The following is a 25,668-nucleotide window of genomic DNA, read 5'->3' as shown; positions in this document are numbered from 1 at the left end:
CCTCCTAAGTAATTTCGTTTCTGTTATTAACAGATTAGAATTCAAGAACTTTCTTAGCTGTTTCGATTACATCTTTGTAGTTAGGAAGCCATACAGTTTCTGCCTGGGAGAATGGGAATACTGTATCAGGTGCAGCCACTCTTAAAACTGGAGCTTCAAGGCTAAGAATAGCGCGGTCATTGATTTCAGCCACGATTTGTCCTGCCATGCCAGCCTGTTTTTGCGCTTCCTGTACAACGATTGCTCTTCCAGTTTTTTCAACTGATGCAATGATTGTTTCAATATCGAAAGGCATTACAGTCCTTAAGTCGATTACTTCTACAGAATGACCTTCTTTTTCAAGCTCTTCTGCTGCTTTTAAAGATTCATGGACCATTGCACCGTAAGTAATGATGGAAAGGTCAGTTCCTTCACGCTTGATGTCTGCTTTTCCTAATGGAATAGTGTATTCTTCTTCTGGCACTTCCTGGCGGAATGAGCGATAAAGCTTCATGTGCTCAAGGAAGATTACTGGATCATTATCACGGATGGATGAAATCAGCAAGCCTTTTGCATCATAAGGAGTTGAAGGGATAACAACCTTCACGCCTGGCTGCTGTGCAACCATTCCTTCAAGGCTGTCTGCGTGCATTTCAGGCGTATGTACGCCTCCGCCGAATGGTGAACGGATCGTTACTGGAGAAGTATATGTTCCGCCTGAACGGTAGCGCATACGAGCCATCTGACCAGCAATAGAGTCCATTACTTCGAAAACGAATCCGAAGAACTGGATTTCCGGTACTGGACGGTATCCTTGAAGGGAAAGTCCGATCGCAAGTCCGCCGATACCAGATTCAGCTAGCGGAGTATCGAATACACGATCTTCTCCGAATTCTTGTTGCAGGCCTTCAGTCGCACGGAAAACACCGCCGTTAACTCCTACGTCTTCCCCGAATACAAGTACGTTAGGATCGTTCTTCAGCTCTGTGCGCAGAGCATCTGTAATTGCTTGGATCATTGTCATTTGAGCCATGGCTTACTTCGACTCCTTCTCTTTATATATTTCATACTGTTCTTGCAAGTGGTTTGGCATTTCTTCATACATGATGGACATCAGGTCAGTAACCTTTTGTTTTGGTGTATTATCTGCCTCTTTGATCGCTTCTTTAATATCTTCTTTAGCCTTCTCAATTGTTTCGTTTTCCAATTCCTCAGTCCAAAGATTCTTCTTCTCAAGGAATTTACGGAAACGCACTAGTGGATCTTTCTTTTCCCACTCATTGTCGAGGTCAGCCGTACGGTAGCGAGTTGGGTCGTCACCAGCCATTGTATGAGGACCGTAACGGTATGTCATTGTTTCAATTAATGTAGGGCCTTCTCCATTGATTGCACGTTTACGAGCTTCAAGAGTTACAGCATAAACAGCAAGCGGGTCCATGCCATCTACCTGGATTCCAGGAATTCCTGCAGCTACTGCTTTTTGTGCGATTGTCTTGGCAGCAGTTTGCTTTTCAACAGGAGTTGAAATTGCGAAACGGTTGTTTTGTACAAAGAAGATTGCTGGAGCTTTGTATGCACCTGCAAAGTTGATACCTTCGTAGAAATCACCCTGAGATGAACCGCCATCACCTGTGTAAGTTACCGCAACAGCCTGAGCTCCGCGCTTCTTCATGCCCAATGCAACACCTGCAGCCTGAATATATTGTGCACCAATGATGATTTGCGGAGAAATCACATTTACACCTTCAGGAATCTGGTTTCCTTTGAAGTGGCCGCGTGAGAATAAGAATGCTTGTGTAAGCGGAAGACCATGCCAGATCATTTGTGGAACATCACGGTATCCTGGAAGGATAAAGTCTTCTTTTTCAAGAGCGAATTGAGATGCCAACTGGGACGCTTCCTGTCCTGCTGTTGGCGCATAGAAACCAAGGCGTCCTTGACGGTTTAAAGAGATAGAACGCTGATCAAGGATACGTGTGTAGACCATACGCTTCATCAATTCCTGTAATTGCTCATCTGAAAGTTCAGGCATTGCCGCTTCGTTCACGACCTCGCCTTCTTCGTTTAGAATTTGGAACATCTCGAATTGGCTTTCGATAGTCTCGAGCTGCTTAACTGCATCAAGAGAGTTATTTTTTGTTTTAGATGCCATACAAGCCACCTCTTCCTTTCTTCCTCAATAATTTTTTAATTAATATACAGAAATAGGTTACCCAAATTCAGGATAAACTTCCCCGGGTTTCTAAATACATCTGAGAGCAAATTTGTATTGAGATTATTTAAATAGGCAGAAACACATAACAATGAAAGCCGATAATCTATACTCAGCGGATCAGTGTCTGTGAACACACCATTAGTTAGTTTTCCACAGATGGACTATAAAAAAACTATTTCGCTTGCATTTATCCTGTATCAGTGAAAACCAAAAATAAAGTAATACAATTCACTCATTCGATTTTTAGTTTACATCACTAAAATAAGTCCGTCAAATACTTAGTTTTATCTTTTCTAATTTTATTCACCATCAATATGTTGCAATCTACCCGAGCCAACTGTATTAGTAAATATTTATTACTGTACTATAATAAATCAACCATGATGCAAACTGTACCACCCCACCAATCCTTCATCGCTTTAAACCGCTGGGGGTCAGACCCCCACTCCTTTACCGCATCACCGCGCCGGGGGTCAGACCCCCGGCGCGGTGATGCGTCAGAGCAATAAAAAAAAGCCTGCATCGTGGATGCGGGCTGTTTGGTGTTTATTTTTGTTCGGTTTTCACTTCGATTCCAGCTTTTTTGTAGAATTCCATTTTCTCTTTATTGTATTGATCTGTCTTTTCGTTGAAGGCCTGGTTATTTTTCAGGACAGTTTCATATACCTGGTTGACTTTATTGATTTGTTCTTCGAGCTTTTCGAAGCTCAGGTCCTTATCCTTCAGCATTTCATATAATTCTTTATCGTATTGAATGCCTTGTTTATAGTTTTTGTACAATTCATCATGGATGGAGTATCTTTCTTCCATTGTTTTCTGCAGGCCTTTTGCTTGCTTTTCCAGTCCAGGATCCTCAATGTCTTTCATGATGTTTTCGACATTCTTGAATTCCTTTTCTGATTCCTTGATGCTTTCTTTTTCTTTTTCGATATGTTCACTTCTTTTTTCAGCTATTTGAAGAGCTTCATCCGCCAATTTGACGATTTGGTCATATTCTTTCATTCCCAAAGAAATAATTTGCTCATATATTTTCTTTTCCTGCTTCTCCAATTCAACTAATGGGTCCTGCTGTTCTTCAAATCCCTTTTCTACAGACACTACCTTTTCAAGGGCTTCGAACATCTTCTCCTCTGGTGACGGCTGGCCCATACACCCGGCAAGACTCAGAATTCCAGTCACCAATATAATGGACAAACTGAATTTTTTAATAATGGACAAAATAAATACCTCCTCATAGATACCAATTTTACTATAGCGATTACGACGAGTTTTGACAATTAATTTGGAAGGGGTAAACATCGGTTAATAAAGGAAAAGCCCTATGTTCAAATCAATCAAATTCCTCACAACGCTTTTTTAATTGATTAAAAACAGAAAGTTTCCTGGATAAATGCTTGTCCTGGAATATGTATATTCTTTTACCCACAAGTATATGCCTTGGGCGCAAGCCTATACCATTTCCGCAAAAATGCATAGGCTATAGAAATCGCCAGAAGAAGATTGGCGATACACAGATCAGAGGAGGTTTTTTAATATGTATGGTTACGGTTACGGATGTGGATATCCGGGTTATGGCTACGGAAGAGGATTTGCCTTGATTGTTGTTTTGTTCATACTCCTCATTATCGTAGGCTGCTCATGCAGTAAATTCTTTTAACGTTCCCAGGGAAGGTGCCCAATAAGCAGCTTCCCTTTTTTATAGTTTTTCTAGTTAACTTTTTACAGTTCTTTTGTTAGACTTAGGACATTACATAGTAAACAGCCTGAGGTGAAGTATATGTTGACAATGGATGACATAGTGCGTGATGGACACCCGGTCCTCCGCAAGGTAGCAGAAGAAGTTTCATTGCCTCCGTCAGAAGAAGATAAGGCAATTCTAGAAAGCTTGATACAATACGTCAAGAACAGCCAGGATCCCGAAACTGCCAATAGATACAGCCTTCGCCCCGGTATCGGACTTGCCGCACCGCAAATTAATGTTGCAAAAAGAATGATCGCTGTCCATGTAACAGACGAGAAAGATAATCTTTACAGCTACGCACTGTTCAATCCCAAGATCATCAGCCATTCTGTTGAGCGTTCCTACCTGGCAGCAGGTGAAGGATGCCTTTCTGTAGATGAATCCATCCCTGGATATGTCCCTCGCTACGCGAGAATCACAGTAAAAGGAACAGACCTGGATGGAAAGGAAGTCAAACTAAGATTAAAAGGGCTTCCCGCAATTGTATTCCAGCATGAAATCGATCATTTAAACGGCATCATGTTCTATGACCACATCAATAAACAGGATCCATTTGCAGATATTCCAAATGCTGCGCCAGTTGAAAGATAAAAGCCGAATCATCGCTGATTCGGCTTTTTATTTTCCGCATTAGTTTTTCAGATTAGCTTGAGCTCCTTCAAGCCATGCCAGATTCCATCATCATCTACATCTTTTGTAACAAGATTGGCATGCTCCTTCAATTCAGGGACGGCATTGCCCATTGCAACTCCAGTTCCTACAGCTTTCAGCATTTCAAAATCATTCAGACCGTCTCCAAAAGCATAGGCATCTTCAATTTTGAAACCTAAACGTTCAATCATTTTCTTGATTCCTTCTGCTTTAGAGCCTCCAGCAGGCAATATATCCACTGAAAACGGATGCCACCTAATAAAGGTAAACTCCGGATAATTCTCTCTATAATACTCCTCTTCCCCTTCTGGAGAAAAAAGCAGGCTCTGATACAGCTCCCTTCCCATATAGAAATTATCATCATGGTCAGGGTGAGCAAATTTCAGGGTGCCAAGGCTTGTTTCAATATAGTCATGATGCTGGACAGATGCCTTCATGGTCATATGGTTCATGAACACTACTGGATGTTCCTTTTCGTGGGCTTTTTTATAAAGCTCCTCTATTTTCTTGCTATCCAATGGATTTTGGTAAATAGGCTCGTTTTCAAAAACTACATACTGGCCATTGAAGCTGACAAATGAATCAATATCAAGCTCCTTTCTCAGCCCTTCAAACATGAAAGGTGCCCTTCCTGTGGCTATGGCAACAAATATTCCATTTTCCTTTAGCAGGCTGATCGCTTCCTTAGTAGAGGAAGGAAGGTTTTTATCATGATCCAGCAATGTTCCGTCAATGTCAAAAAACACAATTTTGCTCATACTTATCTCCTTTGTTGCAACATTCTTTGAAGTTTTCTTTTTACTGATCATACAAACAATATGTATATATCAAGGGAGTCTATCAAAATAATCAGTGCTTGTACATTAAAACGCAGGTTTAACTTTGGCAAATTAATGACAATTTATGTAATTCCAACAATACCCATGAAAAATTTTGCTATTTCATCATATAATATAAACAAAAAGATAGGATTTTAAGAAATAATCTTCTCTAAACTTTTCCTTGTTTACTTTACTTTGGACAAGGATAGTTTAAAATAAGAACTAAGGAGATGATCCACTATGTTGAAGAAGCTAAGGAAGAAGCTCTTAAAACAGTGGAAAGATTTGCTTCGTAAAAAAACAATCGCTTAAATTTTTTGAGCCCTTCAAACTTGCGAAGGGCTCCTTCCTTATTGTAAATTGGTTAATAGCGGAAAAAAAGAGATGTTATCAGCAATTTAAAATGGAATCTATAAAGGCCCTTTTCCTAATATCGCGGGTCTCACAAGCTGAGTCATACTCCATTTGCAATGCAGGGCTGAAAAAAGCACGGAGTACGTTACCTCAACCTTAAAAAGCAAATGATATGAATGTGCCATAATTAATAACAATGTACGCATTGTTAATTTTTATAAAATAGAAAATAGTGAAACTAATTAAGGAGAGAGATTGATCATGATTTTTAAAGTTTACTTCCAGGAGTCAAACAAGCAGGTACCGGTTCGCGAAAAAACAAAAACTATATATGTGGAAGCTGAATCTGAAAGAGAAGTTCGCAAACAAATAGCTGACCGTCAATACAATGTAGAGTATGTAGAGGCTGTAGCGGGTAATTATTACGAATATGAGAAACAAAAAGAAGACTTTGAAGTATTGGAGCTAGGATAATTTATGAAATTTGTTAAAAATGACCAAACAGCCGTATTCGCTCTTGGTGGACTTGGCGAAATCGGCAAAAACACGTATGGCGTGCAATTCCAGGACGAAATCATCCTGATTGATGCGGGCATTAAATTCCCGGAGGATGAGCTGCTGGGAATTGATTATGTCATTCCGGATTATTCATACCTTGTCAAAAATGAAGATAAAATCAGAGGTCTTTTTATAACGCACGGCCATGAAGACCACATCGGCGGTATCCCTTATTTGCTGAGGGAAATCAATATCCCGATTTACGGCGGCAAACTGGCGCTTGGCTTAATCAGGAACAAGCTTGAAGAACACGGCCTGCTGCGCAAGGCAAAGCTGATTGAGATAAAGGAAGATGACATCATTAAGTTCCGTAAGACTTCAGTCACCTTCTTCAGGACTACCCATAGTATTCCTGATTCATATGGTGTTGTTGTCAAAACACCACCTGGGCAAATTGTCCATACCGGAGATTTCAAATTCGATTTCACACCGGTCGGTGAACCAGCTAACCTGACAAAAATGGCGGAGATCGGAAAAGAAGGTGTGCTTTGCCTCCTGTCCGACAGCACAAATGCTGAAGTTCCTCATTTTACAATGTCAGAACGTCGAGTAGGCGAAAGCATCCAGGATATTTTCAGGAAAGTGGACGGACGGATTATCTTTGCCACTTTCGCATCGAACATCCATCGATTGCAGCAGGTAACTGAAGCCGCAGTCATGAACGGAAGAAAAGTAGCAGTCTTCGGAAGAAGCATGGAATCTGCCATCACTATTGGACAAGAACTAGGTTATATCACTGCACCAAAGGATACATTTATCGATGCACAGCAAATTAACCGCCTCCCTGCCAATCAGGTTACTATTTTATGTACAGGAAGCCAGGGTGAGCCTATGGCAGCATTATCAAGAATTGCTAACGGCACCCACCGACAAATTCAAATCCAGCCTGGAGATACAGTTGTATTTTCTTCTTCGCCAATCCCTGGGAATACTATTAGCGTGAATCGTACGATCAATATGCTTTCCCGTGCTGGCGCTGATGTGATCCATGGCTCGCTGAACGATATCCATACTTCCGGTCACGGCGGCCAGGAGGAGCAAAAATTAATGCTCCGCTTGATAAAGCCAAAATACTTCATGCCAATTCATGGTGAGTTCAGAATGCAGAAAATGCATTCTAAATTAGCGAATGATTGCGGTGTACCTGAAGAAAACTGCTTTATCATGGATAATGGTGAAGTATTGGCACTTGGAGACAATGAAGCTCAGGTCGCAGGCAAAATCCCTTCTGGAAATGTATACATTGACGGCAGTGGTGTCGGTGATATTGGCAATATCGTCCTTCGTGACCGCAGAATCCTTTCAGAAGAAGGGCTTGTAGTCGTTGTGGTCAGCATTAATATGAAGGATTTCAAGATTGCTGCTGGCCCTGATTTAATTTCACGCGGTTTCGTCTACATGCGTGAGTCCGGCGATCTAATCAATGACGCTCAAAGCCTGATTAACAAACATTTGAATAAGGTGATGGAACGAAAGACAACTCAGTGGTCAGAAATTAAAAATGAAATCACTGATACTCTTGCTCCATTCCTTTATGAAAAAACAAAACGGCGTCCAATGATCCTTCCGATCATCATGGAGGTTTAATATTTGCAAAAAAGGCCAGGGCAAATGCCCTGGCCTTTTTTGCTGCTTCAATTTTTTTCATGCTTTAACTCCCACCCAACCCATAATAGATTAAGTATTTGAGTCAATATCCTGATTTTCAGTCCGTTTCACGTATTTCCTGACAATCAGAATGATAGCGGCAACGATCAATGACACTATCGCCAAAATTGGCAGGTTGCCGACAAGGAAAACAATGATCGCTGAACCTGCAGATAAAAGTATATTAATATTATCTGCAAACTGCTTTTTAATTTTTTGCCATGTGTTCAAGTTCTCATTATCAATCTTAGGGACCGTTACTTGATTTTCTTCAACATTTATCGTCACCGTAGAAAAAGCTGTCTGGTTTTCAAGGAACTTCTTCCTGCCTGCAATTTGTTCGATTTCCTCCTGTACATTTGCAAGATCTGAAGAAATCTTTAATAAGTCCTCTGTTTTCTGGGCATTCTTCATAAATTCAAGCAGTCTTGCTTCAACGGCCCGCTTTGACCGCAATCTCGATTCCAAATCCACATATTCTTCTGTCACATCCTGCCCGGTTACCTGGCGGTTATAAACCTCGACAGACAATCCTTCTGCATCATTCAGAAATGCCTGAAAATGCTCCTGAGGAATCCGGAATGTCATCATTCCGCTTTGCTGACCATCTTCATAACTGCTCGAGCTGGACTGCACGATATACCCATTATAGCCTTTTGCTTTTTGTTCCAGTGCATTCCTGGCTTTCTCAAAATTTTTGACCCTCAAATTCATTTCGGCATTAAAGATAACCATTCGTTGGACAGTGTCCACTGTAGTCTTGTCCGTGCCTTTGTCAGCAGTGTTTGAATTCTGTTCACTTTCAGAAAGAGCCAGCTCTTCTTTCGCTGTATTGTCCATTGATTCGGATGTATCTCCATCTCTTGCTGCCTTTGAATCACTTTTATCCGACATGCCCCCACTGCAGCCAGCCAAAATGATGATGAATGAAAAAATGACCGCCAGGATTTTTTTCGACACAATTAAGCACCCCTTTATTTTCCGGTTTATGTAACAGACGGTTTTATTTCAAAAATGTTACAAAGTAGAAAATAAAAAGCGGGCGTCCGAAAGATTAGGTGCTGCATCTTAATCAGGATAACTCCGTGAAGTTAACAACTAATACTTTTTTTCACTAGCCATAAAAAATGCCTTCAAATTGAAGGCTTTTATACAGCATCCAGCATATTGAATTGCGCCTGAACAAGGTTGTAGTACTCCCCTTCAAGGTCCATCAGCTGTTGATGATTTCCCCGCTCTATTATATGACCATTTTCCAGTACAAAGATATGGTCCGCCTCTCGGATGGTCGACAATCTGTGGGCAATAATGATTGCGGTCCGTCCATTCAGGAGCGTTTTCAGTGCTTGCTGAATCTTCATTTCTGTTTCTGTATCTATGCTTGCTGTTGCCTCATCCATGATGAGGATTTTCGGATTGGCCAAGAGCGCCCTTGCAAAAGAAAGCAGCTGCCTTTCGCCGACGGAAAGGATATTCCCTCTCTCTTCTACCTCAGTCTGATAGCCATTGGGCAATTTCTTTATAAAATCAGAAGCTCCAACAGCTGTCGCTGCAGCTTTGACCTCTTCATCCGTTGCATCTGGCCTGCCAAACCTGATGTTATCGAAGATTGTGCCGGAAAAAATAAAGGTATCTTGAAGGACGATACTTATGTGTTTTCTCAGGCTGCCTATTGAAATCGATTTTAAATCATGTCCATCGACCATGACTTTCCCTGATGTAGGGTCATAGAATCGGCTGATCAAATTGGCGATTGTCGTTTTCCCCGACCCAGTGTGGCCTACAAGCGCCACAGTCTGGCCAGCCTTGATCTCAAGATTGATTCCTTTAAGAGCGGTCCGCTTATCATCATATGAAAATACTACCTTCTCAAATTCAATCGCACCATTCACGTCCTCCAGCACCACCGGATTTTCTGCTTCAGATACGATTGGTTTCTCATCCAAAAACTCAAATATACGCTCAGAGGAGGCCATGCCCATCAATAATTGATTGTAAACCTGGCCCAGTCTTGAAATTGGTTCCCAGAACATCCCCAGGTAAAAAGCGAAGGATACGAAAACACCAATGGAAATCGTCCCATTCTGGATCAATGATGCACCATACCAAATCAGTACGGCAGTCCCAAGTGCATTAGTCAGTTCCACCAGCGGCCTGAACATGGCATTTTTCTGGGATGCGGACTTCCAGCTAGCAAAGGTTTCATGGTTGATTCCATCAAAGAAAGCCATGTTTTCTTTTTCCTGTGTGTATGATTGTGTAACCCTGATCCCCTGAATGCTTTCATTCAAGTGGGAATTGAGTTTCGACTGCTTTAAACGGACATCCTGCCAGGAACGCCTGATATTTTTCCTCAATTTAGTTGAGATCAGGAACATGATTGGCAGGATGATCATAATTGCCATTGTCAATTGCGGGCTCAGTGAAAATAGAATGATAAATATCCCGATCAGCAGGACAATATCCATCAGCAAATTGATGACACCGTTCGTGAAGAGCTCCTGAAGTGAATTAATATCATTCATGATTCTTACAAGAATGGAGCCTGCTGAGCGCTGATCAAAAAAGCGATGCGACAGATTCTGTACATGAGTGAATAAATGCTTGCGCAAATCATAAATGACATTCTGGCCCAACTGGTTCATCCAGCGGATCCTGAAAATATTTGCTATATACGATGCCGTATACAGTCCGGCAATCAGTGCCACCAGCCAGAGAAGCATATTGGCATCTTTATTTTTCACTGCCCGGTCAAGTGTATAGATCCCGATCAGAATCGGGATCACCAGCCTGACGGCAGTCGTGATCATCACCATTGCAATCGATAGCGGCACCAATGTTTTATTGTAAGGCAGAAGATAGCTGAACAGCCTTAGCATCTGCTGCCAGTTAAAGGGCTTATCGATTACCTGGTCAGTAGAATATTGAAATCTCTTCAACACATGTGGATTCGTATTCTTGCTCAAATTCTTCCCTCCTGTTCGCTTCGGATTTGTTTTATCCCGTTTGGCTGACTTTCTGGCGGTCCTTGAATTGGATCTCATAGATCTTTTGATATGCTCCGCCGTTTTTCAATAGCTGCTCATGGGTGCCTCGTTCAGCTATTCTGCCATGATCAAGGACAAGTATTTCATCAGCGTGCTTCAGGGAAGATATGCGATGGGCAATAATGAAAGTGGTTCTTCCTTTCATGACTTCTAGCAGCGCTTTCTGGATTTTGAATTCCGTCTCCATATCGACCGCGCTTGTGGCATCATCAAGGATCAGAATGCTAGGATTCACACAAATAGCCCTGGCAATCGCGATCCTTTGTTTCTGCCCGCCTGACAATCCCATTCCCCGTTCACCAAGAATTGTATCGTATCCATCGGGAAGCTCCATGATGAAGTTATGCGCTTGGGCCCGTTTTGCAGCATCGATGATTTCATCCATCGTGGCGTCTGGCTTTCCGTAGGAGATATTCGCTTTGATTGATGAAGAAAAAAGAAATGATTCCTGCAGCACAATCCCGATATTGCTGCGCAATGAGCTTAATGTATAGTCTTTGATATCACGGCTGTCAATCTTGATTTTTCCTTCGACTGGTTCATAAAATCTCGTCATCAGCTGTGTGATACTTGTCTTGCCTGAACCAGTGGAACCAATCAAGCCAATTGTCTGTCCTGGCCGTGCCCTGAAGGAAATATCATACAAAGCCTCATTATCATCATCGCCATCGCCATACTTGAGCGTAACATTCTGGAACTGGACATCTCCAGCTAGCTTTGCAATATCAGCTGCTTCTTTCAGATCTTTTATTTCTTCTTTTGCCTCGAGGATTTCCAATAACCGTTCACCGGATGCCTTCGATTGAGAAAAGAGATTAACAACAAAACCGAGGTTCATGATTGGCCACATGATATACCATACAAGACTGTAGAATGCGACCAGTTCACCTGGCTTCAATTGACCATCCATTACCAGGTAACCGCCATATCCAAGCAGCAGGACGACACTTATATTCCCCAGAAACTCCATCAGCGGAAAGTATTTAGCCCAAATTTCAGAAGTGAATAAGTATTTGTCCTTATAGTCACCATTTGAATCATTGAACCTGCCAATTTCAAAAGTCTCTCTAGACAATGATTTTACAGTGTTTATTCCGCTGATATTCTCCTGCACCTTGGTATTCAGCTTGCCGAACGATTTCCGTATACCCCTGAACGCAGGATGTACGGCTTTATCGAATTTATAGACTACAACAGCAAGGAATGGCAAGGTAGCAAGTGTAATGAAAGTCAGCGGAATTGAATAATAAAACATTACCGAAAAGCTTATGCCTATTAGCAGGACAAAGCGGATCAGCTCGGAAAAGCCAAAACTGAGAAAGAAACGGAATCCTTCCACATCTGCTGTAAGCCTAGACATCAAATCCCCTGTCTTGGCATTGTCATAATAACGGAATGATAGGAACTGAAGCTTTTCGTATAGAGAATTTCTGAGCTTGTAGACAGAGTAGATACCGAAAAGGTCACCAGTATATTGATAGATATAAGTACAAATGCCTTTTACAGCCATAATGCCGATAAAGCCAGCTGCAAGCAGTGGTATAAGCTGATAATCGCCGCCTATCACCGCATCATCGATTGTCATCTGAAGGATCATGGGATATATGACCGTAATCGCTGTTACAAGCAGCATAAAGAAGATCGACCATAAAAAATATCCTTTATAAGGCCAATAGTATTCCTTCAATTTTTTAAATGTTTCCATTCAATTCCCCCCTTGGAAAAGAAAAGCACGTATACAATAATATATCGGGTTTCGAAATATATTTCCAGACCTTTTTGAGAATTTTTTTATTTTTTTCACCAGTTTAAATAATCAGTTTTTTTGCGGAGTTACTTTTTTGCGGATGGACTTCCCGATACTAAAGGTGTACGCGTTTTCTTTCTGAAAATGATTAATAAATCACGATATGGCAAAAGCACACAAAAAGGACCGGTTTCATCCGGTCCTGAAAAAATTCATTCTGTGATATCCATTTCATCCAAAACTCGAATCACTCGCTTTTCAATCATTTTCATGCCGCTCCCGCCTGCCTGGAAATGACGGAGCTTGCCTTCCTTATCAAATAAATAGTAAGCGGGGACATATTGGTTTTCAAACGCGTCCGTTAATTTATGCTCACCGTCAATGAAGATAGGCTGGGTGATATCATGCTCAATAGCTGCATTTTTGATTTCCTCCATATTAAGGTCTTTATCAGATCTAGGCATATGGACTGCTATCACGTTCAGCCTGTCTTTATAATTATCCCGTAACTCATTCACCTGGGGCATTGCTTGTTTACAGAGATGGCAGCTTATCGACCAAAAATGAATCAGTGTTGGCTTTTCTCCAGCCAGCTGTTCTTTTAATACTTCACCGTTAAGCCATTCTGTTGCACCAGTAATTTCTGGCATGGGCTGTCGCAATTTCATAAAAAAACCACCCCGCTATTAATGTTTTCATATATATATCAGAATATTAAACACCCAGTATACGCTGTTTAATCTGCTGGAATCAGAATTTTGATAAAGTCTATCTTTAAACAAGGCTGTTAATTTTCATTTCGGGCGCTTCGCTTTCCGCGGGGCTGGCGCTGAGCCTCCTCGTCGCTTTGCTCCTGCGGGGTCTCACCTGTCCAGCTGCGCCCGCAGGAGTCTACGCGCCTTGCACTACAATCAACAGGGTTTAAAAATAACTATTCACCTATATAAGAGCCTTGATAAAAAAAGACCTAACTGATGTCAGGTCTTTTAAATTATCAAACTGATCAAGTGGGAATGTTCTGGCCATCCCATCGTTAAATAACGAAAAGTATTGAGGATGATTGGGTCTAAACATTCTTAATTTTAGTTTAGCATTTTTATATCAGTCGGACAAAACATAAAAACATTTTATTCGTAATAAAAAAGTTACTGGCGGCTTTTATATTCAATATAACCGGACAATACATCTATAGCGGTTCCAATTGCTTTTTCATCAGGGTTCAGCTTTGCATGATGGAGCCCATATCCTGAGTTTACCCCCAGCCAAAACATGAATCCCGGGATTTCCTTCAGCATATAGCCGAAGTCTTCTCCAGTCATGGCTTCCCTGCAGACTAACAAATCAACATTTTCATTTGTATTTGCAAAATCGATAAATTCTCTTGTCAGCTCTTCATTATTGTACACCTGATGGTACATCGCCCCATAATCGATTGCGGTCTTACATTGATAGCCGACTTCAATTCCCTTTACTAGCGCTTCAATCCGTTCTTTTACCTTTGCCATAGATTCAACTGAGAGCGTCCTGATCGTGCCCTCTATCCTTGCAGTTTCGGCTATAATATTCTGGACTGTTCCGCCGGTAATTTTTCCGACCGTGACCACTGCGCTGTCAAGAGGGTCAATATTCCTCGCCACGATTGACTGAAGCTGGGTGACGAGCGCACAAGCGGCCACAATCATATCATTTGTATTATGAGGGTAAGCTGCATGGCCTCCCTTTCCCTCCAGATCGATGAAGAGTTCAGAGGTGTTGGCGAACAGCAAGCCTTCTCTGGTAGCAATCGTTCCCACCGGATATTCTGGTGCAATATGCAGAGCAATGATCATATCAGGCTTCCACTCATGCATGATTTCTGTCTGGAGCATCGGTTCAGCTCCGCCAGGTCCCTCTTCTGCAGGCTGGAAAATGAATAGAAGATTGTCTTCGATTGGATTCTCGATGAAATGAGTAATCAAACCGAGCGCAATAGTCATATGGAAGTCATGGCCACAGGCATGCATCCTGCCTTCATGAAGCGATTGGAAATCGAGCCCAGTAGCTTCTGTTATCGGCAGACCATCTATATCTGCCCGATACCCAATTGTTTTCTTTGGATTCTTTCCGCTTATTTTCACGAATATGCCTGTTTCCCAAGTCTTGATAACGAGCCGCTCACCGGACAGCTGCTTTAAGTAATTCAAAAGGTACTCCTGTGTTTTGAATTCCTTGAAGCCTAGCTCAGGAATCTTGTGCAAATCCCTTCTGATTTTGATTAGGACTTCTTGCTCCATTAACCCTCTCTCCTTATAAAGAAAAGCGTGGATCCACTATCCACGCTTTTACCTCTGCTAATAAAAATCTCTGCTGCAATCCAGATAGTTTTTACAGCTGGCGAAGCTCCTGCTTGATTTCAGTCTTTGATTTTGTTTTTTCATCAATTTCCTTGATGACACGTGCTGGTGTACCTGCAACTACTGTATAAGGAGGAACGTCGTCAATAACAATTGCTCCTGCTGCAACTACTGCACCCTTACCAACTGTAACGCCTTCGAGAACAACAGCGTTGGCACCAATCACGACATCATCTTCTACGATAACAGGCTTTGCAGAAGGTGGTTCTATAACCCCTGCAAGCACGGAACCTGCTCCAATATGGCAGTTCTTTCCGACAGTTGCACGGCCGCCAAGGACTACGTTCATGTCGATCATTGTTCCTTCGCCAATCACAGCACCGATATTGATGGAAGCACCCATCATAATGACTGCGTTGTCGCCAATTTCAACCTGATCCCTGATAATCGCTCCTGGCTCAATGCGGGCTTTGATATTTTTCATATCGAGCAGCGGGATTGCAGAATTCCTGCGGTCGTTTTCAATAACATAGTCTTCAATTTTCGCCTGGTTTGCTTCAATTGCAGGATTGATTTCAGCCCACTCGCCAAAAATAACCCCTGTGTTGCCGCTGATGAAAGTTTTAGAGTTGGAACCAAAGTCGATTCCCTCAAGGTCACCCTTCACATAAACCTTTACCGGTGTTGCTTTTTTGCTATTTTGAATAAACGAAATAATTTCGTTAGCATCCATCATTTTCATTCTAGTTACCTCCAGTTATGTATAACTTTTTTCTAAAAATTACTTTAACAAACAAAAGTATCGAAAACAAGAAAAACTATTTTAGATCTGGGTGGAATCTACAATATGTTCCTTGACGATATCGATGAAAGCCTGAACCTGCTTTAATTGGAAGGCAGATTCGTAGCCAAGAAGCCATGTATCCCGACCCAAGGGCTCGTTGTGCTCATCCTGCAAAGGCACCTTGAATATATCCTTTTCTGCCCCATTCAATGTAATCGCCGGCAGGATTGCATACCCAATCCCATTGAAGGTCATCTGTTTGCAGGTCTCAATCTGGTCAACGATGATCGTCCGGCGCGGGGGAGTCTGGAATTGTCTTAGCCACCAATCCTGGATTTCCTGATAGTAGTTCGAATCACTTTTGAATTGGATAAAAGGCCTGTCCGTATCCAGTACCTGTTCAGGGCTTGTAATTTCTGTATCAACAAGGTACAGATTATCCTTGAATAAATGAATTTTTACACCCTTCCAGTCTGGTGTCCCCCTGATAATCCCAATGTGTACCTGGTCTTCGTATAACGCTCTTGAAATCTCGCTGCTCCAGCCGGTCACCAGCGAGATTTTTGCCTGAGGGTACCGGTTCACATATTTTTTCAGTACCTGGGGAAGCCAATTCTGGCCAACAATTGATGCAACTGCTATTTTAAGCGTTCCATACACCTCTGAATTTAATGCATGGATTGATTCCCTGGCTTTCTCCTCACGGGCAATCGTTTCATTCACAAATTGGATCACTACCTCACCAGCGGGAGTCAGGGTGAGACCCTTTTGCGACCTCAGGAAAAGTTTTGCTCCCCAATCCTTCTCAATGGTCTGGAGCCGCTGTGAGAGCGCAGGCTGAGAAACAAAAAGCCGCTCGGCAGCCTTCCTCATATTCATTTCCTGTGCAAGCACAGAAAGCAGGTGGAATTCTGAAATTGAAGACATCTATTTCCCTCTTCATAAGTTTTCCTTATATTATAAAGCAAAAATCATTCCGAATCATTATAAATATATCGTAAAAAAACTGCGAATTTATTCCGCAGTTTTTTCTTGTTTCGGAAGGAATATGATGAAAAGCATACTTATAACGGCAAAAATCATTACCCAGAAATACACTGAATGAAGGGCTGATGTCAAAGCGTCCTGCATGAGCAGCTTTAATTCAGCAGGCAGCTTCATCCGTTCTTCCTCATTTAAAAGGACATTCGCTGTATCTATCGATAGATTGCTTTCCGTACCGCCGTTTTTTGCCATGTAACTGATAATACTGCTATTCAGGATCCCGCCAAGCAAAGCAGCCCCTACCGTATTTCCCAGATTCCTCATGAACATATTTGCAGCTGTTGCTATACCTCTTTGCTGCCATCCAACAGTACTCTGAATCGAGACTATGAATGCCGTGCTTGTCAGCCCCATCCCTACTCCGACTAAAAAGGATCCAACTGCTGCCCAGACGGGTCCAAGCTCTGGCGTCAGGGTAACGAACATGATACTTCCAAGGATGAGGGCAACACCCCCAGCCACCGAAGTCGCTCTATAGCCAATATTCAATAGCAGTCTTCCTGCTACAGCCGCAGCAATCGGCCATCCAATCGACATCGACGTCAAAGTAAACCCGGCAACAATTGGCGATCTTTCCATGACTCCCTGTACAAAGGCAGGAAGAAAGCTGGAAATGCCTATCAGCATGACTCCAGTTGTCAGAGAGGTCATATTGGCTATGAATATGGAACGTTCTCTCCAAATATTAAAAGGCATCATTGGCTCTTCCGCCTTTTTCTCCTGGAAAATAAACAGGAGAAAAGCAAACACACTAATAATGATCAGACCTATCGTTTTATAGGAGGTCCAGGCCCAATTTGTACCAGCTTCGACCAGCACGATCATCAAGGAACTGATAGCAGCAGTAAGCAGGATGGCTCCTGGATAATCAATTTTATGCTTTTCCTTAACGACATTCTCATGGAGGAACAGCCATAAACCAGCGATGGCAAGTATGCCTAGCGGAACATTGATCCAGAATACTGACCGCCAGCTTACATACTCAACTAACAGCCCTCCTAATGCTGGACCGGTAATTGCCGATATGCCCCATACACTGGATAAATAACCCTGGATTTTTGCTCTTTCTTCCTTCGTATAAATATCGCCGACAATTGTTGTGGCAATCGGAGCTACAGCTCCAGCACCGAATCCCTGGATGAAACGGAAAAGTATCAGCATTTCCATCGTTTCTGCCAGCCCGCAAAGAATCGAGCCAATCAGGAATATTACGATTCCAAATGTCAGGATTGGTTTCCTGCCAAACAAGTCCGAAAGCTTTCCATAAATCAGAACCGTTACTGCATTCATCAATAGGTAGGAAGAGAAAACCCAGCTATACAGCGCAAATCCGCCAAGCTCTCCCACGATCGCAGGCATCGCAGTAGAAATGATTGTTCCCTCTATCGCACCCATGAACATGGCAAGCATGACGGTCACTAACACATACGGGCGTTTCGTTTCCCGTTTTTTTGGTTTTTGCATATTTACTGCCTGTCCCATTTGTCCACCTCATAATAGCTTAGTTAATTATGTAAATTCCCATATTTTATGCAATGCGGAAATCTTATTAGGATGCTTGCCTTGAGGACAAAAAATCCAGCAAAAAAATTCAGCCCCCGCTGGCGGACGGGAGCTGCCTTAAAAAGCATTTACTTTTTCAGATTCCTTTTTATCTGTTTTGAAACGTGCTGTAAAACCGTCCGCCTTGTCAGGATCCCTTCAAAAATGCCTGTTTCATCTTCAATACAAAGAAAAGGATGGTCAACAAGAAGCTCTAATGAGGACTGCAATGTTGAGTGGATGCTAATTCTAGGTATTTTCTTATTCATGGCCTCTTCTACTCGTTTCTTTTCAAGCTGTTCGAATTCGATTCGCTCAAGGCCGAGGATTGAATCCATTATGATGGGTGTACTGATTAAACCTAGAAGACGGTAATGAGGATCCAAAACAGGAATCGCAGTGTACCCGCTCTTGGTCAAAACCAGCAGAGCGTGCTCCAGGCTATTGCCAATTTGCACATGGGCAACTCGTTCAGAGGGGATCATTAAATCTTTAATATTCAATTCCAAAAACTCTCCGCTGTGAAGACTAATCATGGCGAAAACTCCCTAAAATGGATTTCTTACCATTTCATTTTAACATATTTCGGCTACCGTTGCTTTTATTTAGTTTATACATTGGTCAAATGATTTATCAAAATGCTTCCTTTTGGTGCCATAAGAAAAGTACTCCAAATTTTTTTCATAAAAACAATAAAGGAACCTTTCATTTAAAGGTCCCTTCTTGTGATATCTCCAGCTTTTATGAAGAAAATTATTGTTGGATTAAATCAAAAATCTCGATAGTAATCATATCGATGTTGTCGAACTGATACTTCTTAGGTTTTTCTTTTTCATTATATATTTCCAATTCAAATGTTTCCGTTTTTGGGTGGTATGTAACCTGGCATCTACGTTCTCCGTTCACTTCAAAAAAACGTTGTGCAGGCTCTCCCCCGTTAGACTGCTCTTGCAGGTTCTTCAAACGAGTGATGATTCCTTGAAGCTGTGACATTTGCTTCCTCTCCTTTCAAAGCGAAAACCAATTATCTAACAATAGGTTTCTCAATTGCCTTATTTATATCCATGTAAAATGATTTCAGAATATTCTATACCTTATTCTTTACATGTCAATATTAACAGAATAAAATATTGTAAGACGATGTACAAGTAAAAGCTTTGCGAAAGGGAGGGTTTTTTTGAAAAAAACTGTGCAGCTGACCGAAAATATCTATTTAATTGATGATCATGATCTCAGTATGCCTGAACGTACTGGGACGTACGTATTGCTGGAAGAACAGATCGCCATAATTGAAACCTCGGCGAGTCCTTCTGTTCCTTATATTCTGGAAGGTTTGAAAGATCTGCAGGTCAATCCGGAAGAAGTCACATACATAATTGTTACACATATACACCTTGACCACGCAGGCGGGGCAGGGCTTTTGCTGACTCATTGCCCTAATGCAAAGGTTTTTGTCCACCCTAAGGGGGCTAGGCATTTGGCTAATCCATCAAGGCTCATTCTTGGTGCCAAGGCTGTATACGGTGAAAAATTCGATGAACTTTTCCACCCGATTATTGAAGTGCCTGAAGAACGGCTCCTTGTTAAAAATAATGGGGATACACTAAAATTGAGTGAAAAGGTCACCTTGACGTTCTTTGATACACCCGGCCATGCAAACCATCATTTCAGCATTTATCATCCAGCAGCTAATGGCATTTTCTCAGGTGATACTGCAGGCATATACTACCCGCAAATTGCAAGGGAAGGAATTGAGTTTTACCTTCCTACCACTTCTCCAAACCAATTTGATCCTGATAAAATGCTGCAATCGATTGCTCTATATAAAAAGCTCGGAATTGAGAGAATCTTTTTTGGCCACTATAGCATGTCAGAGAATCCAGCTGAAGCGTTCAGCAAGGTAGAGAGCTGGCTTGAGATATTCCTTGATGAAGCTAGACAAGTTGTTTCTACAGTCATGGGGGCTGCAGAGCAGACACAGGTTTTGACCGGCAGACTATACAGCAGAGTCAGGTCCTACTTGACTGAACGTGGATTGAGAGAAGACCATCCAATCAATGAATTGCTGCAGCTGGATGTTAATGTCAGCGCCATGGGCTTGGTTGATTATTTCAGCAAAAATTAGGGAGGATCCACTATAATGAATGACATCATTGTCTATACCCAAAATGATTGCCCGCCTTGCAAGATCATCAAAATGTTCCTCGACGACTATGGCATTGCCTACACTGAGAAGAACATCAATACAGATGACCTGAGCAGGAGAGAATTGACAGAGGTTTATGGTTCATACTCCACTCCAACGATCATAGTCGGCAAAGAAATTGTGACTGGTTTTGACCTGGAGAAATTGAAGCAGGTCCTGGAAATTCAAGATTAGCTCCACAGCAAAAAGAGGCGTCCCATAAGTAAAAAAACAGGTGAAATAATATACTAAAACATAGTATATTTAGCACCATAAATAACAGTTCAAATAACAAACAATAACGCTTGGATTTTAATATCCAAGCGTTATGTTTTCATATTGTCTTCTTCAACTAAAGCCCCGTTTGTAAAATAAGTGTTTGTTACATAAGTCAATTCCTCTTAAAGCAAATCCCATCACCTAAACACTTATATATTCATATAACGAATAATTGGAGATGTTCCTAAAGCTACAATACAAAACACTAATGCTAAGTAGTTATGTCCCAAGCTAAACAGTACATAGCTCGCTAGCAAAAATATGGCTGACTCCAAGAAGAGCTTATAAACCCCTTCAAGTTGGTAAGGGGCTGCAGGCGAACCCCGTAGTGCCCAAATAACCGCCACCACTATGGGAACTCCAATAGCTCCAATAATGTTGCCATAACGGAAACCCCAGAAGCCAAATATGATGAGAGCTAGTATTTCACAAACAAATCTAATTGCCATTATTAAGAGAGTCATTCTTTTTTCTTCCCTTCATCACTAAAAACCAGATAAATTTTGTTCTATAGTCCGTTATTTTAGCTACTCACGAAAAAAGGATATTTGATTCTTGTCCTTTAGAAAACTAGAGGGCAGTTTAAGAAAACTATTTTACAATCTCCATTTTAATTTAACATAAAATTACAATTACCAACTTGGTTTATGATAATCACCATAGCAAATAGCTTGCAAATTAACATAATCATTAGCACGTTGACAATAGCTGTTGTCATTATGTAATTTGGGTTGAGATGCATGCTATTTCAAATGGAAATATCCAATAATAGTTGTTATATAAGGGAAAAAGAAGAGACCAAATCATATTTGATTTGGCCTACTAATCAGTATGCTAATTCGTATGTTCCTCCACTGAAACGGAACTGCTTACCATAAGGGATACCTCATTTTTGCTTATCTGCTGGGCCATTTATAAAAAGCCAAATAAAAGTGTTTTGCTTTCATTTCCGAACATCACTCCGAACTCCATGAATGACCTCAGGGAAGAGAAATTCGGGCCAAAAACAAGTGTCTGGGGAAAAAGCTTTTCTTCCGGTTTACTTTTTGTAATGACACTTTCTTTTGAGACTTCCTGTTCCTTTACTTTTTCAGGGTATGCTTTTGTTATGACTTCCTTCGGTATGTCGTCATAAAGATATTCGGACACCTTCCAGCTCCCATTTTCATTAATCAGCTTAAGCGCTTCATAATGATTTTCATAGCTTACCGGCCCTTCCCCATTCCCAGGGAAATATTCAATCACGTAAATTTCGTTATCCAGATTAACGACTTTTGTTTTATCGGAGAAACCATAAAACGGTATATAATAAGGTGCGAAATCACTGCCATAAGTCTGGTATTGGTTTTCCTGCCCAACAACATTTTCATTTATAAACATCGATTTGTATTCATCTGTAAAATAAGGATCGAGGATCTCTTCAATTTCAGGCATTGATCTTTCCTGGTCACTAAGGCTAACCTGTGCCTCGAATGCCTCACCAAGAAACTCAAACACATCAGCCCTGTCCAAAGAGTCACTTTGGGCATATGTATTTAAAGGCTGCATCCAAACGAACAAAGAAAAAATTAAAAATAATGGCCATAAACGCTTGTCCATTTTTCCTCCCCCTTTTTTAGGAATGTAAGTACCATTTTACCAAGATTTTCCCCAGGGCATGACGTGATTCGTTCGTAAAATACCATCAAGATATGACATAAAACATCTTTCTTATAGTGAATTTACCCCTAAAAAAATCGAACTAACGCAAAAGAAAAAATATTGTATGGAAAATAGTTCTTTATTCCTTCGTGAAGAATTGGAAAGTCATCTGACCAAATTAAAAAAACCCCCGGGACGGAGGTTGATGTTAATATCTTCCTGTTGTTACTGCAAAGTAAATTACGAACAACAATGCAATTGAAAGCACAATGATATATGTCAAAAAAACAGGGTTGCGGATATAGGCATGCCCCTGAACAGCCCCAGGAACCTGGGTATCAAGATTTCCGCCAGCTCTTTTCTGCGCTTTCGTTAAAGACCATGTATAAAACAGTCCGAAAACGAGAACTCCCGCGCCCGCTAAAAGCAGCATTGTCATATAGATGCTCATGTTAATCCCCCTTTGAGAAGGCTATATATATAAATTGCGCTAAATAAGCATCTATATTCTCGGTTCTTATTGTTAAAATAACCCTTCTTTTTCCGAAAGATAAGCCGAGCTTAAATCAACAAACAAGAACTCCTTCTCGTTTAGCGGAAGGGAAAATGTACGGATTACTTCACCGGTTTCTATATCACTGTAACGGTCTGATAATATCCCTTTTTTTCCCGTTCTCATTCTTATGATGTTCTCAAGAAAATATGGTCTCCAGCTCCAGTTTTTATTCAAATATTCTGGCTGCAGCAGCCATTGCCGGTCAGCATTGTAAACATTCGGTGACTTTTGAAAGCCATCTTCATCGCATATGTACATCCTGAAGGCCTTACCTTCCAGGCTTTTTCCAAGCACCATCAACAGCTCACTATTATTTTGTGCTTTCTTATTTCGGCTGATCAGATCAAGAAACATCGAATTAAGCTCGCTTCTTAAATCAAAAAAAGACTGTAGGCGCTTCTTTTCAGACAGAATAAAGCCATGGATCTGTTCCTTTAATTTATCTTTAAGGATATTTTTGTCAGCAAGGGTTTGCTGTGGTTTTTGCAGATAATATCCCTGATAAAACCTGCCGCCATTTTTCCAGGCAAATTGCAGCTGATAGCTTGCTTCTATATTTTCAAACAATAAAGTTGCTCCGATCTTTCGCGCAAGTATGGCAAATGAATGCAGCACATCCAAAAATGATGAACCGGAGGCACTGGACCTCATGGAAGTCATATCGACCTTTAAAATTTCCGGCTCAAGTTCTGCGATGGAGTCCAGCTGACTGCTTTCATTGCCAACCTTATCAATCGCAATTTTAATGCCGAAAGATTTATAATAGCTCAACAAATGATCGATATGGCTGTCCGATTTCCCTTCGTTTCGGTATGAGATTTCAAGGACGATTTGCTCGGGATTGATTCCTTTTTCTTGAAAACCAAGGATAAGCTGTAAAAATTGCTCACCTTGATCCAGTAGGAGCAGCTCTGCATCCCGGTTCACAAACCAAAGGAAATCTTTTTCCTCCAAAGCTGATGCAATCTCCAAAGCCTTGCTGAGCACGGTATTGTCGACCTCAATACGATATTCTTCCGGAATCGTTTCATCCTGAAAAAAAGGGCCCAGACTTATTGTACCATCACTTCCCTGATATCTTCCCAGGATTTCATACCCGACAATCCTATGTTCTTCGGCATTAAATATCGGCTGAAAAAAAGGCACCACATTTTCCAGGTCAGTCAAAATATCAAGCGCGTCCACGTGTTCAACCCCTCTCACCGGCACGCAAAAACTTAACGAGCCCAGCGAATGATCATAAAATCGCAAATAAGAATGGTTATTCATTATTGAGATATGAATCATTTTACCACATTATGTTTTATTCCCTCAGTTTCACTGTTTCCAATTTCCTCAACTAATAAAAGCGGACCCCAGGCCAACACTAAAACAAGAGCTTATGGAAGGATGATGACATGAAAACGTTGCATTTCATCGGCATTCTTCTTCCATTGCTTGGATGCAGCCACGGCTCGCCCGCCGTACAGGATGTAAAGACAGAATCAAATGCTGAAAACCCGCCAGCTATTCTTGAATTTCAAGATAAAACAGCGAAAACCCTGGAATTTAGTATGAATCAGCAAACCAGACAGCAGCCAGTGCCAAAAAGCAAGATCATGTTGAACGTGCCATTAATAAGGCAGAATCCTGAATTAAAATACGGCTGTGAAGTAACCAGTCTGGCCATGGTGCTCCAGTATGGAGGCGCCAATACAACTAAGATGAAACTTTTTAAGGAGATAGAAAAAGATCCAGATCCCTTAAAAAGATCAAGGGGAGATATTTTGAGCTGGGGCAATCCGGCAGAGGGATTCGTCGGTGACATGACGGGAAGGCGTGCAGGCTATGCGGTTTTTGATAAACCAATGATTGACCTGATTAATAACTATTTCCCGGGACGGGCAGTCAACCTAACCGGGAAAAATTTCAATGAGGTCCTGGCTCATGTATCAGCAGGTTATCCGGTCGTCGTTTGGACAACTGGGGATTACCGCCTGCCAGATCGCTGGGAATCATGGAAACATGGTGCTCAGACAATCAAAACACCTTTAGACTTGCACGCCGTCGTCCTTGTAGGCTATAACGGCAATACAGTCTATATAAATGATCCGCTGTCCGGAAGAAAGCAGGTTCCAGTCAACAAGCAAAAATTCATCAATACCTGGAAGGCCATGCAATCAAGAGCTGTCAGCTATCGATGAGAAATATCTAAATAAGGCTGGTATTTACCAGCCTTATCTTTACTGCTGTATTTATCAATATATTAATCATTTCACTTGCCTTTATTTAGAAGGGATTCATGCAGTTTGGCAATGGATCTGACAATTGTTCTCTTCTTGCTGAAGCCTGTCGCTGCTACGGAAATCCCATTAAATTCCGCAAATGCCTTTCCCCATGTTCCAAGGTTTGAAAAGCCGTAGATAAAAACTTTAATATAGCCATTTTTTGCTGGTATGAAAATCATCTCCATTCTTTTCTCTTCATAATCCATGTCATTCACCTCTGCTTCCAGATCTCATCCATTCAACCAATCCCTGCTATCCGTTATCCGCTTAACGCGAT

General features: G+C 41.5%; 26 protein-coding genes. 7 read left to right on the top strand and 19 right to left on the bottom strand.

Annotated features, from left to right (window positions below; genetic code table 11):
* Positions 1-34: 34 nt before the first annotated feature.
* The 3 genes from AC3EBE_RS13785 to AC3EBE_RS13775 all read right to left on the bottom strand — a co-directional run bounded on the left by AC3EBE_RS13785 (position 35) and on the right by AC3EBE_RS13775 (position 3,412).
* Positions 35-1,012, bottom strand: coding sequence for an alpha-ketoacid dehydrogenase subunit beta (locus AC3EBE_RS13785; RefSeq protein ID WP_488595615.1), 978 nt, complete (start codon positions 1,010-1,012; stop codon positions 35-37).
* Between the two features lie 3 nt (positions 1,013-1,015).
* On the bottom strand, positions 1,016-2,131 hold the full coding sequence (gene pdhA, locus AC3EBE_RS13780; protein WP_488595614.1) for a pyruvate dehydrogenase (acetyl-transferring) E1 component subunit alpha: 1,116 nt from the start codon (positions 2,129-2,131) through the stop codon (positions 1,016-1,018).
* A gap of 609 nt (positions 2,132-2,740) precedes the next feature.
* Positions 2,741-3,412 carry a YkyA family protein gene (locus AC3EBE_RS13775; RefSeq protein WP_488595613.1) on the bottom strand — a complete coding sequence of 224 codons (672 nt, stop codon included), beginning with the start codon at positions 3,410-3,412 and terminating at the stop codon, positions 2,741-2,743.
* A 316-nt stretch (positions 3,413-3,728) separates the two neighbouring features.
* On the opposite strand from AC3EBE_RS13775, the gene AC3EBE_RS13770 reads away from it, so the two are divergent.
* Together AC3EBE_RS13770 and def are read left to right on the top strand one after the other, a co-directional pair.
* Positions 3,729-3,851 (top strand): YjcZ family sporulation protein, encoded by a 123-nt coding sequence (locus AC3EBE_RS13770; RefSeq protein ID WP_488595612.1) that lies wholly within the window; start codon positions 3,729-3,731, stop codon positions 3,849-3,851.
* A gap of 120 nt (positions 3,852-3,971) precedes the next feature.
* A complete protein-coding gene (gene def, locus AC3EBE_RS13765) occupies positions 3,972-4,526 on the top strand; it encodes a peptide deformylase (protein WP_488595611.1) in 555 nt (184 codons plus the stop codon).
* Positions 4,527-4,573: 47 nt separating this feature from the next.
* Here the strand turns inward: def and AC3EBE_RS13760 are convergent, their stop codons facing one another.
* A complete protein-coding gene (locus tag AC3EBE_RS13760) occupies positions 4,574-5,344 on the bottom strand; it encodes a Cof-type HAD-IIB family hydrolase (RefSeq protein WP_488595610.1) in 771 nt (256 codons plus the stop codon).
* Positions 5,345-6,022: 678 nt separating this feature from the next.
* On the opposite strand from AC3EBE_RS13760, the gene AC3EBE_RS13755 reads away from it, so the two are divergent.
* Positions 6,023-6,235 carry a DNA-dependent RNA polymerase subunit epsilon gene (locus tag AC3EBE_RS13755; protein WP_488595609.1) on the top strand — a complete coding sequence of 71 codons (213 nt, stop codon included), beginning with the start codon at positions 6,023-6,025 and terminating at the stop codon, positions 6,233-6,235.
* A 3-nt stretch (positions 6,236-6,238) separates the two neighbouring features.
* Positions 6,239-7,906: a ribonuclease J1 gene (gene rnjA, locus AC3EBE_RS13750; RefSeq protein WP_488595608.1), complete on the top strand. Its 1,668-nt coding sequence runs from the start codon at positions 6,239-6,241 to the stop codon at positions 7,904-7,906.
* Positions 7,907-7,996: 90 nt separating this feature from the next.
* Here rnjA and AC3EBE_RS13745 read toward each other — a convergent pair whose 3' ends face one another.
* The 10 genes from AC3EBE_RS13745 to AC3EBE_RS13700 all read right to left on the bottom strand — a co-directional run bounded on the left by AC3EBE_RS13745 (position 7,997) and on the right by AC3EBE_RS13700 (position 19,456).
* Complete coding sequence (locus tag AC3EBE_RS13745) at positions 7,997-8,926, bottom strand: DUF4349 domain-containing protein (RefSeq protein ID WP_488595607.1); 930 nt, start codon at positions 8,924-8,926, stop codon at positions 7,997-7,999.
* 188 nt (positions 8,927-9,114) lie between these two features.
* Positions 9,115-10,932, bottom strand: coding sequence for an ABC transporter ATP-binding protein (locus tag AC3EBE_RS13740; RefSeq protein ID WP_488595606.1), 1,818 nt, complete (start codon positions 10,930-10,932; stop codon positions 9,115-9,117).
* A 31-nt stretch (positions 10,933-10,963) separates the two neighbouring features.
* Positions 10,964-12,718, bottom strand: a complete 1,755-nt coding sequence (locus AC3EBE_RS13735) for an ABC transporter ATP-binding protein (RefSeq protein ID WP_488595605.1) — start codon at positions 12,716-12,718, stop codon at positions 10,964-10,966.
* 254 nt (positions 12,719-12,972) lie between these two features.
* Positions 12,973-13,428 (bottom strand): TlpA family protein disulfide reductase, encoded by a 456-nt coding sequence (locus AC3EBE_RS13730; RefSeq protein ID WP_488595604.1) that lies wholly within the window; start codon positions 13,426-13,428, stop codon positions 12,973-12,975.
* A 477-nt stretch (positions 13,429-13,905) separates the two neighbouring features.
* The gene (locus tag AC3EBE_RS13725; RefSeq protein ID WP_488595603.1) at positions 13,906-15,033 is read right to left on the bottom strand and encodes an N-acetyldiaminopimelate deacetylase; all 1,128 of its coding nucleotides are present in this window, start codon (positions 15,031-15,033) and stop codon (positions 13,906-13,908) included.
* A gap of 91 nt (positions 15,034-15,124) precedes the next feature.
* Positions 15,125-15,835 carry a 2,3,4,5-tetrahydropyridine-2,6-dicarboxylate N-acetyltransferase gene (gene dapD / locus AC3EBE_RS13720; RefSeq protein ID WP_488595602.1) on the bottom strand — a complete coding sequence of 237 codons (711 nt, stop codon included), beginning with the start codon at positions 15,833-15,835 and terminating at the stop codon, positions 15,125-15,127.
* 81 nt (positions 15,836-15,916) lie between these two features.
* Positions 15,917-16,804: a transcriptional regulator CcpC gene (ccpC, locus tag AC3EBE_RS13715; protein ID WP_488595601.1), complete on the bottom strand. Its 888-nt coding sequence runs from the start codon at positions 16,802-16,804 to the stop codon at positions 15,917-15,919.
* Between the two features lie 87 nt (positions 16,805-16,891).
* Complete coding sequence (locus tag AC3EBE_RS13710; protein ID WP_488595600.1) at positions 16,892-18,403, bottom strand: MDR family MFS transporter; 1,512 nt, start codon at positions 18,401-18,403, stop codon at positions 16,892-16,894.
* Positions 18,404-18,552: 149 nt separating this feature from the next.
* Entirely contained in the window at positions 18,553-18,999 is a 447-nt protein-coding gene (gene cbpB, locus AC3EBE_RS13705) for a cyclic-di-AMP-binding protein CbpB (protein ID WP_488595599.1), read from the bottom strand.
* A gap of 217 nt (positions 19,000-19,216) precedes the next feature.
* Positions 19,217-19,456, bottom strand: coding sequence for a YkuJ family protein (locus tag AC3EBE_RS13700; RefSeq protein WP_488595598.1), 240 nt, complete (start codon positions 19,454-19,456; stop codon positions 19,217-19,219).
* 184 nt (positions 19,457-19,640) lie between these two features.
* Between AC3EBE_RS13700 and AC3EBE_RS13695 the strand changes: the two genes are divergently transcribed.
* Both AC3EBE_RS13695 and AC3EBE_RS13690 read left to right on the top strand, forming a co-directional pair.
* Positions 19,641-20,588, top strand: coding sequence for an MBL fold metallo-hydrolase (locus AC3EBE_RS13695; RefSeq protein WP_488595597.1), 948 nt, complete (start codon positions 19,641-19,643; stop codon positions 20,586-20,588).
* Between the two features lie 15 nt (positions 20,589-20,603).
* A complete protein-coding gene (locus tag AC3EBE_RS13690) occupies positions 20,604-20,843 on the top strand; it encodes a glutaredoxin family protein (RefSeq protein ID WP_488595596.1) in 240 nt (79 codons plus the stop codon).
* Between the two features lie 233 nt (positions 20,844-21,076).
* Here AC3EBE_RS13690 and AC3EBE_RS13685 read toward each other — a convergent pair whose 3' ends face one another.
* The 4 genes from AC3EBE_RS13685 to AC3EBE_RS13670 all read right to left on the bottom strand — a co-directional run bounded on the left by AC3EBE_RS13685 (position 21,077) and on the right by AC3EBE_RS13670 (position 24,309).
* Positions 21,077-21,391 (bottom strand): YrdB family protein, encoded by a 315-nt coding sequence (locus tag AC3EBE_RS13685; RefSeq protein ID WP_488595595.1) that lies wholly within the window; start codon positions 21,389-21,391, stop codon positions 21,077-21,079.
* A gap of 448 nt (positions 21,392-21,839) precedes the next feature.
* Positions 21,840-22,526, bottom strand: coding sequence for a DUF3993 domain-containing protein (locus AC3EBE_RS13680; protein WP_488595594.1), 687 nt, complete (start codon positions 22,524-22,526; stop codon positions 21,840-21,842).
* Positions 22,527-22,776: 250 nt separating this feature from the next.
* On the bottom strand, positions 22,777-23,019 hold the full coding sequence (locus AC3EBE_RS13675) for a hypothetical protein (protein ID WP_488595593.1): 243 nt from the start codon (positions 23,017-23,019) through the stop codon (positions 22,777-22,779).
* Between the two features lie 72 nt (positions 23,020-23,091).
* Positions 23,092-24,309: an EAL domain-containing protein gene (locus tag AC3EBE_RS13670; protein ID WP_488595592.1), complete on the bottom strand. Its 1,218-nt coding sequence runs from the start codon at positions 24,307-24,309 to the stop codon at positions 23,092-23,094.
* A gap of 212 nt (positions 24,310-24,521) precedes the next feature.
* Here AC3EBE_RS13670 and AC3EBE_RS13665 point away from each other — a divergent pair, with 212 nt between their 5' ends.
* Positions 24,522-25,307 carry a C39 family peptidase gene (locus AC3EBE_RS13665; protein ID WP_488595591.1) on the top strand — a complete coding sequence of 262 codons (786 nt, stop codon included), beginning with the start codon at positions 24,522-24,524 and terminating at the stop codon, positions 25,305-25,307.
* A 71-nt stretch (positions 25,308-25,378) separates the two neighbouring features.
* On the opposite strand, the gene AC3EBE_RS13660 is transcribed toward AC3EBE_RS13665, so the two are convergent.
* Positions 25,379-25,597: a hypothetical protein gene (locus tag AC3EBE_RS13660; RefSeq protein WP_488595590.1), complete on the bottom strand. Its 219-nt coding sequence runs from the start codon at positions 25,595-25,597 to the stop codon at positions 25,379-25,381.
* Positions 25,598-25,668: the final 71 nt, after the last annotated feature.

It is taken from the genome of Mesobacillus sp. (assembly GCF_057785455.1).
This window is presented reverse-complemented; position numbering and strand designations above follow the sequence as displayed.

Coding starts and splice junctions, on each gene's coding strand:
- AC3EBE_RS13710 (WP_488595600.1), bottom strand. CDS start 18,403: ATGGGACAGGCAGTAAATATGCAAAAACCAAAAAAACGGGAAACGAAA.
- pdhA (WP_488595614.1), bottom strand. CDS start 2,131: ATGGCATCTAAAACAAAAAATAACTCTCTTGATGCAGTTAAGCAGCTC.
- cbpB (WP_488595599.1), bottom strand. CDS start 18,999: ATGATTAGTCTTCACAGCGGAGAGTTTTTGGAATTGAATATTAAAGAT.
- AC3EBE_RS13785 (WP_488595615.1), bottom strand. CDS start 1,012: ATGGCTCAAATGACAATGATCCAAGCAATTACAGATGCTCTGCGCACA.
- AC3EBE_RS13660 (WP_488595590.1), bottom strand. CDS start 25,597: ATGGATTATGAAGAGAAAAGAATGGAGATGATTTTCATACCAGCAAAA.
- AC3EBE_RS13690 (WP_488595596.1), top strand. CDS start 20,604: ATGAATGACATCATTGTCTATACCCAAAATGATTGCCCGCCTTGCAAG.
- AC3EBE_RS13675 (WP_488595593.1), bottom strand. CDS start 23,019: ATGAGCATCTATATGACAATGCTGCTTTTAGCGGGCGCGGGAGTTCTC.
- def (WP_488595611.1), top strand. CDS start 3,972: ATGTTGACAATGGATGACATAGTGCGTGATGGACACCCGGTCCTCCGC.
- AC3EBE_RS13730 (WP_488595604.1), bottom strand. CDS start 13,428: ATGAAATTGCGACAGCCCATGCCAGAAATTACTGGTGCAACAGAATGG.
- AC3EBE_RS13755 (WP_488595609.1), top strand. CDS start 6,023: ATGATTTTTAAAGTTTACTTCCAGGAGTCAAACAAGCAGGTACCGGTT.
- dapD (WP_488595602.1), bottom strand. CDS start 15,835: ATGAAAATGATGGATGCTAACGAAATTATTTCGTTTATTCAAAATAGC.
- AC3EBE_RS13735 (WP_488595605.1), bottom strand. CDS start 12,718: ATGGAAACATTTAAAAAATTGAAGGAATACTATTGGCCTTATAAAGGA.
- AC3EBE_RS13685 (WP_488595595.1), bottom strand. CDS start 21,391: ATGACTCTCTTAATAATGGCAATTAGATTTGTTTGTGAAATACTAGCT.
- AC3EBE_RS13665 (WP_488595591.1), top strand. CDS start 24,522: ATGAAAACGTTGCATTTCATCGGCATTCTTCTTCCATTGCTTGGATGC.
- AC3EBE_RS13700 (WP_488595598.1), bottom strand. CDS start 19,456: ATGTCACAGCTTCAAGGAATCATCACTCGTTTGAAGAACCTGCAAGAG.
- AC3EBE_RS13680 (WP_488595594.1), bottom strand. CDS start 22,526: ATGGACAAGCGTTTATGGCCATTATTTTTAATTTTTTCTTTGTTCGTT.
- rnjA (WP_488595608.1), top strand. CDS start 6,239: ATGAAATTTGTTAAAAATGACCAAACAGCCGTATTCGCTCTTGGTGGA.
- AC3EBE_RS13760 (WP_488595610.1), bottom strand. CDS start 5,344: ATGAGCAAAATTGTGTTTTTTGACATTGACGGAACATTGCTGGATCAT.
- AC3EBE_RS13770 (WP_488595612.1), top strand. CDS start 3,729: ATGTATGGTTACGGTTACGGATGTGGATATCCGGGTTATGGCTACGGA.
- ccpC (WP_488595601.1), bottom strand. CDS start 16,804: ATGTCTTCAATTTCAGAATTCCACCTGCTTTCTGTGCTTGCACAGGAA.
- AC3EBE_RS13725 (WP_488595603.1), bottom strand. CDS start 15,033: ATGGAGCAAGAAGTCCTAATCAAAATCAGAAGGGATTTGCACAAGATT.